We start from the raw sequence: 13,687 nt of genomic DNA, 5'->3' as shown, positions 1-13,687 counted from the left end.
AACCTTTAATTAGCATGCGTAGAAAAACAGCTTTCATCACCTTCCTATATCTCATTTTAGGCGTATTATGGCTTATAATGGGGAGTAAGGCGATTAAATATCTGGACCAGCAAATTCCGGATAGAGATATGCGTTTTCTATATGATTATAAGAATTTCATCTTTCTGATTATTTCAGGGTTCCTCCTGTTTTTTCTGATAGAAATGTATCGCAGGAGTCTTTCTGCCGTAGAAAACAGTTATAAACAACTTTTTGAAGGCTCTATTGCCATGATTTATGTGTTCGACCGCAGCAGTTACCGCTTGCTGGAGGTGAATGAGCGGATGCTGGAGAAGTATGGTTATACGAGGCAGGAATTGTTAACCATGTCTGTAATGGACCTGAGGTCGGTAGAGGAGCAGGAGAAACTGGATAATTACCTGAAAACCTCCCATCTGGAGGGCTCTGCAACAGAGGTCTGGTTACACAAAATGAAAAACGGAAAAGCTTTTCATGTGTTGATTTCTCATCATAAAGCGATATACAAGGGGCAGGCGGCTTATACGGTGATTGCACTCGATATCGAAAGGTATGTGAAAGCGGAGGAAAGGATCAAGGAATTGCTGAAAGTTTATGAAACGGTAACCCGTGTTACCAATGATGTGATCTGGGAGTATTGCCCGGCAACAAATGAACTGAAATGGCAAAATGGCTTTTCCGAAATCTATGGCTATACCGAAGCTTTAAGGGAAAATACTAAAGAATGGATTCTGAGTAAAGTCCACCCTGAGGATGGGGAGCTTGTGGAGAAGAGCATGGCCGAAAGTCTGGAGCAACTGAGCAATTCCTGGTCTTGTGAATATCGCCTGCAATGTGCAGATGGTCTCTATAAATATGTTTCTAACCAGGCGTTTATCCTCCTGGATACGGAAGGGAATGCGGAAAAGATGGTTGGTGCTTTGCGGGATATTACCATCCGTAAGGATTATGAACATCGACTGCTGCGGAAAAATGAGATCCTTAAAAAGATTGCCTGGGAGAATTCCCATGAATTCCGTAAACCGGTCAGCAATATCATCGGGATTGTTAACCTCCTCAAGGTTGAATCGAAAACTGCCGATCCGGCTTTAATAGAGATGTTGGAACGTTCGGCCCTGGAACTGGACGAAATGATCAGCAGAATCAATGATAGTACCAGCAATATCGGGCAAAAGGACTAGTTTTTTCTTAATTTCTATAGTTTTATGCTATCATTATGGCGAGTTTATAATATGTGGCAAAATTGTTGCTAGTACTCAGCAGAAGTTCAATTTAAAAACAATTTAATATGATCAAAAGAATACATGTGCTTGAAGATGATGAAGATATCAGATATATCATAGGCGTTTTGCTTAAAGATGAAGGATATGAATTGCAACTATCGTCTACTTTTTCAGAGCTAAAAGGGAAATTGAAAGATTCAGTGCCCGATTTATTCATTTTGGATGTGATGTTACCTGATGGCGATGGTGCCGAAATCTGTAAAGATTTAAAGTCGGATATGTTCACTAAACACATTCCTATTATTGTAATGTCTGCAAATGACCAGAATAAAGAGCTAAGTATCGCTGCGGGAGCAGATGATTATGTAAGTAAGCCTTTTGATATCGATTATATAGTGAAAAGAATTAAAAAGTTATTGGTGAATTAAAACCATAAGAAAATTAAAAAAACGGCCTTTGATAGTTTATAGCTATCGGAGGCCGTTTTTTTATAGGCCCGGGCTGCCGGGTATCGGCTACGATATTCTAAAGAAATATTGGGGGTTGAAATCTGGTCAGCTATAAAATAAAAACAGGGATAAACCTTGGAGAGGTATCCCTGTTAATTGATGGTTGGCCCACCACAGACCAACCTAAACCAAACAAACTACGACTATAACGGATATAATTACTGGAAAGTTTGAGGTATTTCAAATTAAACATTTCTATGACAATAGCGAATGATTATACTTAGAAGCCCGGTAAATTAGCCGGGGTCCGACCAGGCCAATGTGGCGGATCAAATGACTCCCCTTTAATAGGGATTATGAATCGATAGGTATTGAATCACAGTTGTTTATGTTAATCCTCTGCTGCGGCACTTATTTTCGGCCGATATATATTATATTTGGCCTAAATACGAGAATAAAATGTCAGATCAGAAAAAAGAAATATTTGATGGCGTAGCTCAACGCTTAAAGATTGAAGGATTTAATGTGGTTAATCGTGATGAAAGCCGTCCATGGGGTGGTTTTTTCGTAATTGATGAAGACCAGGCACAACAATTTGCCAATGTTTATTTTGATGGATTAAATGTTGATGAACTGAAAATATCAGGTAAACTGAGCCCAAAAATATTAATTGTTGCACCTAATACCCGTTTATCCTGGCAATATCACCACCGCCGTGCAGAAATATGGAGAGTGGTAAATGGTACAGTAGGCGTATGTACCAGTGATACAGATGAACAAGGACCAGTAAAACAACTGACACCTGGACAAACGATCAAATTAAAGCAAGGCGAAAGACACCGTTTAATTGGTTTGGACGACTGGGGAATTGTTTCCGAAATCTGGCAACATACTGATCCCTCAAACCCATCCGATGAAAGCGATATAGTAAGAGTACAAGACGATTTTGGTAGATAATACCGAGTAGATATCATTTAATCCCGTATTTGTAAAACTTATACGGGATTTTTTTTGCTATTTTGCAATCCAAACATCCAGGTCTGTCACAGATCCGTATTACCGTTTATATACAAATATGATTATTTTAGTTTTCTTTCTTTTACACTGGTTCCTCTCTCTATTTTCACAAACTTTCTTTCTACATCGCTATGCCTCGCATAAAATGTTTAAAATGAATGCTTTTTGGGAGAAGTTTTTCTATACCATTACTTTCCTGTCGCAGGGATCTTCTTTTTTAAATCCAAGAGCTTATGCCATCCTTCACCGGATGCACCACGCTTTTAGCGATACAGAGAAGGATCCACACTCTCCACATTTCGTTAAAGATGTATGGGGAATGATGATCAAAACTAAAGACATCTACCTGAATTATTCGAAACATAACATTGAGCCTGAAGAGCAGTTTAGAGATAACTATCCTTCCTGGCCAATTATTGATAAAATTGGTGATTCATGGATCACCAGAAGCGTGTTTATTTGTTTCTACGTATGGTTTTATGTCACTTTTGCAACCGCATGGTGGATGTTCCTTTTATTGCCGATCCATTTCTTAATGGGGCCTATTCATGGTGCTATTGTGAACTGGTGCGGTCATAAATACGGTTACTCTAACCATGATAATAACGATCATAGTAAAAACTCTTTGCCTTTGGATTTTCTGATGCTGGGCGAGTTGTTCCAGAATAACCACCATAAAAAACCGAATAACCCAAACTTCGCTTCGCGCTGGTTTGAATTTGACCCTACTTACCCATTGATGAAAGTGATGCACTGGTTGCATATCATCCGCATCCGGAAGGTTTAAAATACTTAATACAGACAACATGCCGATTTATTTCTTAGCGTGTTGTCTGTTCATTACAGCGCTTTTTATCGCTTGTTTCCCCATTGGTTACCTGACTCTTTTAGCTAACCTGGTAGCGCTGCCACAAAAAACAATAGCCTATTTCTTTCCCGGTTTAAAAAGCAGGTTTTCTGCTGTAAAATGAAATCCGTTGTCTTTTAAATAACGTATAATTAAACTAATATGCGTTAATTTTTGTTCCTCAATTATCGCTTTGTTTTCCTCCTACTTTTAACCAGAAGATTGATGTGGTACGATCGTTTAATTGCACAGAATAGATTGCCTGATTTTATACTGCGAATTGGGATTAGAAAGTTGTTAAAACAACGCCTGGAGGATGAAACTCTGGGGGATGCAGAGGCACAGCAACATCGGCTGAATAAGCTGATGGCGAAGCTGAAAACGGAACCTATAGCCATCCCTGCTACCGAAAAGGAGCAAGTGCTCCCTGTTACTTTTTATCAATACTGTCTGGGGAAACATTTAAAAGATTCCTGTAGCTATTGGAACGCAGGTGTGAGTTCTATTGATGTGGCTGAGCAGGATATGCTGGAACTGACCTGCAGGCGTGCAGACCTGAAAGACCGCCAGTACATTCTGGAACTGGGCTGTGGTTGGGGCTCACTAACCTTATTTATGGCGCAGAAGTATCCCGATAGTCACATTACTGCAGTCTGCGGTTCTGCGGTTCAAAAGACTTTCATTGAGGAGGTCGCAAAAGAAAGAAACTTAGCTAACATCAGGGTGATTATAGAAGATATCAATGTTTTCAATAGTTCAACCCGGTTCGACCGCGTACTGTCTGTAGAACTGTTCGGGCAGCTGCGTAATTATGAATTATTAATGGGGAAAATCTCCTCTTTCCTGAAAGCTGAGGGGCGGTTGTTTGTACAGCTCTTTAGTCATGAAAAGCTGGCTTATAAGTTTGAACCCGGGGATGAACCGGAATGGCTGAAGAAATACTTCTTTAGCCGGGGTCTGATGCCTTCCAATGCGATGTTGCTTTATTTTAATGAATCTCTGCTGGCAGAAAAACATTGGGTAGTGAACGGTACAAATTATGCTAAAACTGCCGAAGCCTGGCTTAAAAATATGGATGGCCATCAGCAGGAAATTATGCTCCTTTTAAAAGAAAGGTATGCTGATGAAGAGGAGGCCCTGAAATGTTGGGTATACCAGCGCTTGTTTTATATGTCTTGCGCAGAGTTATTTGGTTATAACGAGGGCAATGAATGGATGGTGTGTCATTACCTGTTTAAGAAGAAATCCTGAGTACAGATTTGGAGGGCAAAGAACCCGATTGGGAGCAAAGAGAACACCACTCCAAATCTATATCCTAATTTATTTGTCTGAAATCTTTTGCCCTGAAGGGGACAAAATTTTCTAGGTCTAATAAATTAGGATACAGATTTTTCAGGTGTAAAAACCCGGCGTATGATCACATATGCCGGGTTTTACATTTCATTTATAGTAGGCTTTATATTTACTCTACAGGAGTCAGGTATTGCGTAAAGGAATAGCCCTGTTCTCCGGCGTCGGTTTTAATCATCCACCATTGGTCATTTTCTTTTCCAACAAGGGTGACCACTTCATGGCGGGCAGCTTTACCAACGATATCATCATTGGTACTTGGTCCTTTGCGGATGTTGAGGTTGGAGCTGTTGGTGGTCACTTTTAGTTTGGCACCTTCAGGAACACCTGCTACACTGTTTATATTCATTACGAGGTCTCCTGAGGCATAATTAGGATCAAGACGTTCGTAGGTATCCCATAGCTGTTGTTTTACAGTGCCACTAGTAGCGCCATCAATATACAATACACCATCTTGTTCACGAACATTTAAGTCGTTTACGCCAGCGGCGGTAGCAGCATCAATCAGTTCTTTATATTTTTCTTGTAAAGCCATTTTCGGTCCTCCTGGATTATTTAATCACCAATTGATTGTCAACTTTTTTAGGTTTCAAGGCATTCACTGCCATCATTAACTTTTGCAGGTCGCCTTTGTTAAGCTCACCTTTTAGCGTAACTACACCATCATTTACTGTTGCAGCAACTGTAGGGAAATCTTTGGTGGCATCTTTTACAGCCAATGCTAATGGGGTATCCGCACTAACTTCCACCTGAGCTACTTCAACGGTTAGGTTATTCACCACCGATTTAACGCCCGGAACTGCCGCAGCTGCTTTTTCTAAAGCATCTTTACTGGCTTCATCAGTTACCTGTCCGGTAATGGTAACTACTCCTTCGGCAACGGTTACGCCTGAAGCTGATAAGTTAGGACTGGACTGAATTGCAGTTTCTACCGCAGTTTTTAGGTCAGCATCTTTCGGCGTGCTTTTACATCCGGAAAGAGTTGCCACCATAAAGGCAGTAACCATAACCAGAGCCATCATTTTGCTCATTAGTTTTTTCATTTTTCGATAGGTTTTGTTTAAACTATTGCTGCTCACCTGTTTCTGTTAGAGGTGTACATACAAGATAGCTAAAATACTTAACGTCTGATGTCGAAAAATGTTTAACAAAACTGTTTATTTAAACAAATGATAACCACTTGCTTCAAAAATAATCCATGAAATGATTGATGTTTTCAATTTATTTAAAGAACTCAAATAAAATTGATAAGGGACTCCCTGCCTAAATACCCTGCTTATACTCCCCGCGGTTCAACTCCCCCAAAGTATTTTGTCTCTATGCAAAAAAAAGCAAGCATGCTAAGAGAAGACCTAGAAAATTTCAGCCTTTTTCAGGCTGAAAGATTTCAGTATTCGAATAGTCTGCTTGCTTTTTTAGGAGGAACCAAAGTACCCCCTCAAACGTTACTTAGAGCTCCATCTGCGGCTTCCGCTGCTTGGTGTTCTTTTAGCGCCGCTCAGGTTAGGCTCGCGTTGACCGCCACCACCTTGACCTTTACCAGCTGCTGGTCTACCACTGCCGCTACCGCCTCTGCTGTTGCCACCGCGAGAACCGCCACCACCACGTGAACCACCGCCACCTTTAGGTTTTTCAGTTGGCGCGCTCATCAGGCTCTGCCAGCTCATCGCATATGGATGATCTTCCGTTACCGGAATACTCAATGCAATTAGTTTCTCAATATCTTTCAGGAAATCTCTTTCTTCCGCATCGCAGAAAGAAAGTGCTGTTCCACTTAATCCCGCACGACCAGTACGACCGATCCTGTGAACGTAAGTTTCAGGAATGTTTGGTAATTCGTAGTTGATTACGTGTGCTAATTCATCCACATCAATACCACGTGCAGCGATATCTGTAGCGACAAGAATCCTTGTTGCTTTTGCTTTGAAGTTAGTTAATGCTCTTTGTCTGGCATTTTGAGATTTATTACCGTGAATTGCTTCCGCTTTAATTCCTACTTTAATCAGGTCTTTAACGATACGGTCAGCACCATGTTTAGTTCTGGTGAAAACTAGAGCCGTTTCAATTGTTTTATCTTGTAAGATGTGAATCAATAAGTTTTTCTTATCGTTCTTGCTTACGAAATACATTTCCTGTTTAATCTTTTCAGCGGTAGAAGATACTGGAGTAACCTCTACTTTTAAAGGATTTGTTAAGATCGTATCCGCAAGTTTTTGAATTTCCTGAGGCATGGTAGCCGAGAAAAACAAAGTCTGTCTTTTTACAGGCAGCTTGGCAATTACTTTTTTAACATCATGAATGAATCCCATGTCCAACATTCTGTCGGCCTCATCAAGTACAAAGATTTCAACTTCCTTCAGGTTGATAAACCCTTGGTTCATTAAATCTAATAGTCTACCTGGAGTGGCGATCAAAATATCTACACCGCGGTTTAGCGCATCAGTTTGTGCTTTTTGGCCAACACCACCGAAGATCACTAAATGACGAAGCGGAAGATTTTTACCATACGCTTTAAAGCTTTCCTCAATTTGGATGGCTAATTCGCGTGTTGGCGTTAAAACCAATGCTTTGATGTTCTTATGAACTTTAGAGTTTTCGTGAGGCTTGCTCAGCAATTGAAGCATAGGAATTGCGAAAGCGGCAGTTTTACCTGTACCGGTTTGCGCGCAGCCTAATAAATCTCTGCCTTGAAGTATAGTTGGGATGGATTGTTCTTGTATAGGGGTAGGTTGTGTATAACCTTCTGTTTGGAGCGCTTTTAAAATAGGCTCAATCAGGTTTAATTCTTCGAATAACAATGTGTTTGTCTTTTAATGTGTAATAATGAAACGAAAGAATATCGTTCAATGCAAAGATACGTATAACTTTTGGCTTTTACATAATTCACTTATTTATAGCTAACTGGCTGTTGTTTAGTGGGTTTGTTTTCTTTAAACCGGCTGAAAAATAATAAAGCCAAAACGCATAGCACAAAGCCAACCACGCCATTTAAGCGCAGGCCATAATCATGTCCGGGATCTTTTCCGTAGACGGTAAGCATGGCGAAAATAGCAATTCCCAGGGTCTGACCGAGTTTCACAAACAGGTATTTTACGGCAAAAAACATGCCTTCATGGTTCTCGCCAGTTTCTTCGGTGTCTTTTTGGGCGATATCGGCAAGGATGGCATTGGGCAGGATTCCTAATGCCGCCAGGGGGAAAGAAGCGCAGCAAACCAGGATATACATCTGCATGGTTGGAGAAAAAGGAAGCTGTCCCAGGAAAAATATAGTCACAAATATCAGGCTGAGGACGGCAAAAGCAACGAGTACGAGCGGTTTTTTACCATATGTTTTAGCACCATAATTAATAAAAGGATAGAATACCAGAGAGAGGATCACCATGATGCCCATGAATTTTCCGCCATCCGAATCGGGTAAGCCCAATAAGACCGTCACAAAGAATAATAGTCCGCTGGAAATGATACTCAACGCGATGTAATAGCTGAAATCTGAGATCAGGTAATATTTGAAATTTGAATTCCTGAAGGTGTTTTTTATGGCTGGAATAAGCGCAATATGTGTGGGTTTAGCGTTCGTAAACTCTTTCTCATTGATGAAAATAATAGGCAGTGTCATCACTAGCCCCGAGAAAATACTGAGCCCCCAGATGGTGTATTGCAAGGCTTCGGCACGTGCGGTTAGCGGGAAAAAATGCTGGATCATATCCGCATAATTATTACACAAAGCGGCAAGAATCATCCCCAGTACAAAACCTACCTGCTGGTAAGTAGAAAGGCGGACTTTCTGATCTGCACTATGCGTCAGCTCGGCCAGTAAAGCGTTGTATGGAATGATATAAGTCGTCACAGAAATGAAAAAACCGGCCAGTACAATAGTTAGCCACCAGGCATTGCTGATGCTTTCGCCTTTGACTAAGGGGTAGAAAACGAGGGCACAAAAAATCACTGCCGGAGCGATGGCATACCTCATGATGGGGATTCTGCGGCCTTTGGGATTGGCACTTGCGTCACTTAGTGAAGCAATAAATGGATCATAGAGCGCGTCAAATAATCTGCCGGAAGCTGCGATGAGTGATAAAATATTGAAGGCACCGAAAACCAGCAGCTGCGGTACAAGGGGAGAAAGACCAGAATTGTTTGGTGGCAGGTAAAAATAAGGTAGCATTACAATGATCAGATTGGTCATGATGCTCCAACCCATCATTCCGGCAGCATAAGCGATTTCTTTCTTTAGGGGTAATTGTTTTATCGGCATCGTCTTTAATTCGGATTCTGAGTGTAGGTTTGGTCGCTTTTTGATATCATCAGGTCTTGCTTTTTCCTTTTCTTAAGAAAACATTCAGAAAGTACAGGAGAATAAATCCGGCAAAAATCAACAGGCCATTTCTCCCTGCTTCGGGATCATTAAAATAAATACTAACACCCACAAAAGTATAAGCCGCAATGAAAATCAAGGGCAGGAGGGGGTAGAGTTTCATGCTGTAAATGGTACTCTTATCCAGCTGCGCTGTTTTTTTCCTCAGGAAAAATATCGTTGCCGCGGAAGTTGCCATGCCAATACAGTCTAAAAATATGGTGTAGTTTAAAATTTTATCGAAAGTCTGCGCATAGAAAAGTGTGAAAATAGAAATGATTGCAAATACAGTGAGGCTCACAAACATGACGTCATTTTTTGCGCTTTTTTTACTGAATATGGCGGGTAATGCCCTTTCTTCGCCCATGGCATACATCACCCTGGGGTTACTTAGTAAATTTACATTTACATAGCCCAACACAGAAAAATAAACCAGGCAGGAGAGGATGGTGAAGCCTATCGGACCGAATATTTTTCCGGCAAGGATGGCTGCGATGCTCTCCGCAGTCTTCAACTGCTCAAACCCAATCACCTTTACATAAGCATAATTGATAGCCATATATAAAACGATGATGATGGCGAGTCCGGTCATAATTGCCTTTGGAATTACTTTATTGGGTTCTTTGGTTTCGCCGCCAAAGTTGATGGTTTGCTGGTAGCCGCCAAAGGTAAAGGAAATTGCAATCAGGCAGATGCCGAGGGCTTTTCCATAATCCATCCAATCTGGTGGAACACCTGTGGTGGTTTTAAATTCCGGTAAACTATTGCTTAGGCTTACCGCTCCGGGGCCGGTAAAAATAGCGCAGATCAAAATCAGCACCATTCCAATCTTTACCATCGACAATATATTCTGCGCTTTCGCACTTACTTTTAACCCGAATAAATTGAGCAGGTAAAACAAGAAAATGGTGATTGCTGCAATGACAATCCGGTAAAATTCTGTCTGTAGTTCTAAAGGAAGGATGATTTTACTCAGGTATTCGGCGCCGATCAGAGAGACTCCGGCAACGGAAGCCGCATTGGAAACTACGATGATACAATTGATGGCAAAGGCAATAGAAGGGTGGTAAAAAGCAGAGAATATCTTATAATAACCACCGGTAACCGGAAATCTGGAACCGATTTCTGCATAAGTTAAGGCGCCACACAAGGCAACCAGTCCGCCAATGATCCATGCGGAGAAAAACAACTCCGGAACCTGCGCCCCCGCCGCAACATTGACCGGAGTGCGGAAGATACCCATCCCGATCACCAAACTGACCACAATCATAGATAAGTCGAAGAGGGAGAGCTGTTTCTTATCCGTCATGTTCTCTGTTTTATTTCTTGAATATACATGAAAATGTGTATTTGTTGAAACTTTGATGTTGATTCACCGGCATATTAACTTAAATTTGTAATTCTACTCAAATTGCATCATGGCTGAACCGAATTATAACGAAGATAGTATACGCTCCCTCGATTGGAAGGAACACATCAGGCTGCGTCCCGGTATGTATATCGGTAAACTTGGAGATGGATCTGCTCAGGATGACGGGATTTATGTATTACTAAAGGAGATTGTCGACAACTCAATTGATGAGTTTGTGATGGGCGCCGGACGTACCATAGAAATTACCGTTTCTGATCAGAAAGTAAACGTCCGCGATTATGGCAGGGGAATCCCGCTGGGTAAGGTGATCGACTGTGTGTCGAAAATTAATACCGGTGGTAAATACGATAGCAATGCCTTTCAGAAATCTGTAGGATTGAATGGGGTAGGTACCAAGGCCGTAAATGCTTTGTCTAACAGTTTTGTGGTGCAATCGTACCGCGATAATAAAACCAAAAAGGTAGAGTTTTCCAGAGGAGAGGTGGTGCTCGACAATCCGATTATCGATACCACGCAACGCAATGGTACTGCGATTACGTTTTATCCCGATGAAACGATTTTCAGAAACTATCATTACATCACAGATTTCGTAGAAAGCATGATCTGGAACTATGTGTTCCTGAATGCGGGATTAACCATCAACTTCAACGGACAAAAATATTTATCTGAACGTGGCCTTTATGATTTATTGCATAAACACGCAGGGGCAGAAACAATCCGTTATCCGATTATTCACCTGAGAGGAAATGATATTGAGATCGCCATGACTCACGGTCAGCAGTATGGTGAAGATTACCACTCTTTTGTAAACGGGCAACATACGACACAAGGAGGTACGCATCAGGCGGCATTCCGTGAGGCGGTTGTGAAAACCATAAGAGAGTTTTATAAAAAAGAATACGACGCTGCGGATATCAGGGCTTCGATCATTGCGGCAATTTCCATCAGGGTACAAGAACCTGTATTTGAATCGCAGACGAAAACGAAACTGGGTTCCCAGAATATGGGACCAGACGGACCTTCGGTAAGAACTTTTATCAATGATTTCGTTAAGAAAGAATTAGACGATTACCTGCACAAACATACCGATGTGGCGGATGCTTTATTGAAAAGAATCTTACAGTCGGAAAGAGAACGTAAAGACATCGCGGGAATTAAAAAACTGGCCAACGACAGGGCTAAAAAAGCATCCCTGCACAATAAAAAACTAAGAGATTGTAAGGTGCATTTTAACAGCACCCACGAGAAAAGATACGAAACTACGCTATTCATTACCGAGGGGGATTCGGCTTCCGGATCAATCACCAAATCAAGGGACGTGGATTGTCAGGCGGTATTCAGCTTAAAAGGGAAACCTTTAAACTGTTATGAGCTGACTAAAAAAGTAGTATATGAGAACGAAGAGTTCAACTTGCTGCAACATGCCCTGAATATTGAAGATGGTATGGATGGTTTACATTACAACAATATTGTAATCGCCACCGATGCCGACGTAGATGGGATGCACATCAGGTTGCTGATGATGACTTTCTTCCTACAGTTTTTCCCGGATCTGGTACGTTCAGGACACGTGTATATCCTGCAAACACCGTTGTTCCGTGTTCGTAATAAAAAGGAAACCATTTATTGCTATAGTGACGAAGAGCGTAAAGCAGCCATCACCAAACTGGGTAATAAACCGGAAATCACCAGGTTTAAAGGATTGGGAGAAATCTCGCCGGATGAGTTTGGCTTGTTTATCGGTAAAGACATCAGGTTAGACCCGGTGATCCTAAAAGATCAAACGATCAAAAGTCTGCTGGAATATTATATGGGTAAAAACACGCCCGACAGACAGCGTCATATTATCCAGAACCTAAGAATCGAAAAAGATACTTTAGACGATATTGTGGCTCCATTGGATCGTTCCAAAGCAGCTGTCCTGAGTAGAAGTTTAGAGGCTGAGGAAATGACAGATGAAGAGATCGTAGAATCAGCTTAGAAAGCGATACAAATGATATAAAAATGGCCCGTAGATCAATTGATTTACGGGCCATTTTTATATAAAGTATTTACCGGTTTATTTTAAATGCACCGTGTCTTCCGGATGCTGTGGAGGTAAAGCGGTAACTTCTTTCTCTACCACCACTACCTTAGTATGTACGGCGTACTTGCTGGGTTTAATGCCATCGCTATATTTTTCTGCATAGGCCTGCGTAAACTCCGCACCAAAATAAAGGATAATTGCCGTATAATAAATCCACAGCAGAATCACAATGATAGAACCGGCAGCACCAAATGCTGAGGCAGGATTACCAACTTCAATGTAAATGCCGATAATGTATTTACCTATTCCAAATAGCAAAGCTGTAAATAAAGCACCGATGATCGCAGGCCTCCATTTGAGTTCCACATCTGGTAATACCTTAAATATAATGGTGAAAATACTGGTCACCACAGCCAGCGTGATCGCATTGGTTACAATTAACATCATCAGTTCAGAAACCTCTTGTATGCTGATGTAAGCAGCAATCTTATGTCCGAGGCCAACCACAAGACTATTGACGACCAAAGAAACGAGTAGTAAAAATCCTAAGGACGCAATCAGTGAAAAAGAAAGCAGTCTGTTGATGATTAGTTTTTTCCAGCCTTTTTTAGGTACGGCTTTCACCTTCCAGATTAAGTTGATACTGTCTTGTATTTCGATAAAGACCGCAGTAGCACCAATAATTAAAGTACCGATTCCAATGATTAGCCCGAAAGTGCTTGTTCCGCTGTAATTGGCGTTATTGACAAAGCTTCTCAATTGATTAGCTGCATCCTGACCTACCAGGTCTCCTACCTCCGCAAAGAACTTTGCCCTCGGGTTGATGTCACTCAGATCGGAGTTGTCGCCCAGAAATAAGCTGGCTAAGGATAGGATGATAATGATCAGTGGTGTTAAGGAAAATATGGTATAATAGGCTAGTGCCGCACTTAATTTCATGACACGGTCTTCCATAAAACCTTTTCCGGCCGCAATAAAAAGGTGACCGGTTGCTTTAAGAAAGTTGAATATTTTATTGATATATTTCATAT

12 protein-coding genes are annotated in these 13,687 nt (G+C 41.3%); 6 read left to right on the top strand and 6 right to left on the bottom strand.

The annotated features are described in order from the left end of the window. The first annotated feature begins 14 nt into the window (after positions 1 to 14). From R2Q66_RS16375 to R2Q66_RS16355, 5 genes are all read left to right on the top strand, one after another. Positions 15 to 1,199: a PAS domain S-box protein gene (locus R2Q66_RS16375; RefSeq protein ID WP_316750918.1), complete on the top strand. Its 1,185-nt coding sequence runs from the start codon at positions 15 to 17 to the stop codon at positions 1,197 to 1,199. A 107-nt stretch (positions 1,200 to 1,306) separates the two neighbouring features. Next, positions 1,307 to 1,669 (top strand): response regulator transcription factor, encoded by a 363-nt coding sequence (locus R2Q66_RS16370; RefSeq protein WP_316750915.1) that lies wholly within the window; start codon positions 1,307 to 1,309, stop codon positions 1,667 to 1,669. Between the two features lie 480 nt (positions 1,670 to 2,149). Further along, on the top strand, positions 2,150 to 2,647 hold the full coding sequence (locus R2Q66_RS16365) for a phosphoheptose isomerase (protein ID WP_316750913.1): 498 nt from the start codon (positions 2,150 to 2,152) through the stop codon (positions 2,645 to 2,647). 118 nt (positions 2,648 to 2,765) lie between these two features. After that, positions 2,766 to 3,494 (top strand): acyl-CoA desaturase, encoded by a 729-nt coding sequence (locus tag R2Q66_RS16360; RefSeq protein ID WP_316750911.1) that lies wholly within the window; start codon positions 2,766 to 2,768, stop codon positions 3,492 to 3,494. Between the two features lie 285 nt (positions 3,495 to 3,779). Next, positions 3,780 to 4,805 (top strand): SAM-dependent methyltransferase, encoded by a 1,026-nt coding sequence (locus R2Q66_RS16355; RefSeq protein ID WP_316750909.1) that lies wholly within the window; start codon positions 3,780 to 3,782, stop codon positions 4,803 to 4,805. 211 nt (positions 4,806 to 5,016) lie between these two features. On the opposite strand, the gene R2Q66_RS16350 is transcribed toward R2Q66_RS16355, so the two are convergent. From R2Q66_RS16350 to R2Q66_RS16330, 5 genes are all read right to left on the bottom strand, one after another. After that, on the bottom strand, positions 5,017 to 5,439 hold the full coding sequence (locus tag R2Q66_RS16350; RefSeq protein WP_316750907.1) for an SH3 domain-containing protein: 423 nt from the start codon (positions 5,437 to 5,439) through the stop codon (positions 5,017 to 5,019). Positions 5,440 to 5,455: 16 nt separating this feature from the next. Then, a complete protein-coding gene (locus R2Q66_RS16345) occupies positions 5,456 to 5,947 on the bottom strand; it encodes a BON domain-containing protein (protein WP_316750905.1) in 492 nt (163 codons plus the stop codon). A gap of 402 nt (positions 5,948 to 6,349) precedes the next feature. Beyond that, positions 6,350 to 7,702, bottom strand: a complete 1,353-nt coding sequence (locus R2Q66_RS16340) for a DEAD/DEAH box helicase (RefSeq protein ID WP_316750903.1) — start codon at positions 7,700 to 7,702, stop codon at positions 6,350 to 6,352. Between the two features lie 89 nt (positions 7,703 to 7,791). After that, positions 7,792 to 9,159: an MFS transporter gene (locus tag R2Q66_RS16335; RefSeq protein ID WP_316750901.1), complete on the bottom strand. Its 1,368-nt coding sequence runs from the start codon at positions 9,157 to 9,159 to the stop codon at positions 7,792 to 7,794. Positions 9,160 to 9,208: 49 nt separating this feature from the next. Continuing rightward, positions 9,209 to 10,567: an APC family permease gene (locus tag R2Q66_RS16330; protein WP_316750899.1), complete on the bottom strand. Its 1,359-nt coding sequence runs from the start codon at positions 10,565 to 10,567 to the stop codon at positions 9,209 to 9,211. A 109-nt stretch (positions 10,568 to 10,676) separates the two neighbouring features. Between R2Q66_RS16330 and R2Q66_RS16325 the strand changes: the two genes are divergently transcribed. Next, complete coding sequence (locus tag R2Q66_RS16325; protein WP_316750897.1) at positions 10,677 to 12,611, top strand: DNA topoisomerase IV subunit B; 1,935 nt, start codon at positions 10,677 to 10,679, stop codon at positions 12,609 to 12,611. Between the two features lie 78 nt (positions 12,612 to 12,689). Here R2Q66_RS16325 and R2Q66_RS16320 read toward each other — a convergent pair whose 3' ends face one another. Beyond that, a complete protein-coding gene (locus R2Q66_RS16320) occupies positions 12,690 to 13,685 on the bottom strand; it encodes a YihY/virulence factor BrkB family protein (protein WP_316750895.1) in 996 nt (331 codons plus the stop codon). Between the last annotated feature and the right edge of the window lie 2 nt (positions 13,686 to 13,687).

The sequence above is a fragment of the Pedobacter gandavensis genome (assembly GCF_032677645.1).
In the GTDB taxonomy this organism is placed as follows: Bacteria; Bacteroidota; Bacteroidia; order Sphingobacteriales; family Sphingobacteriaceae; genus Pedobacter; species Pedobacter gandavensis_A.
Note: the sequence above shows the minus strand (reverse complement) of the source record. Positions and strands in the feature narration are given on the sequence as shown.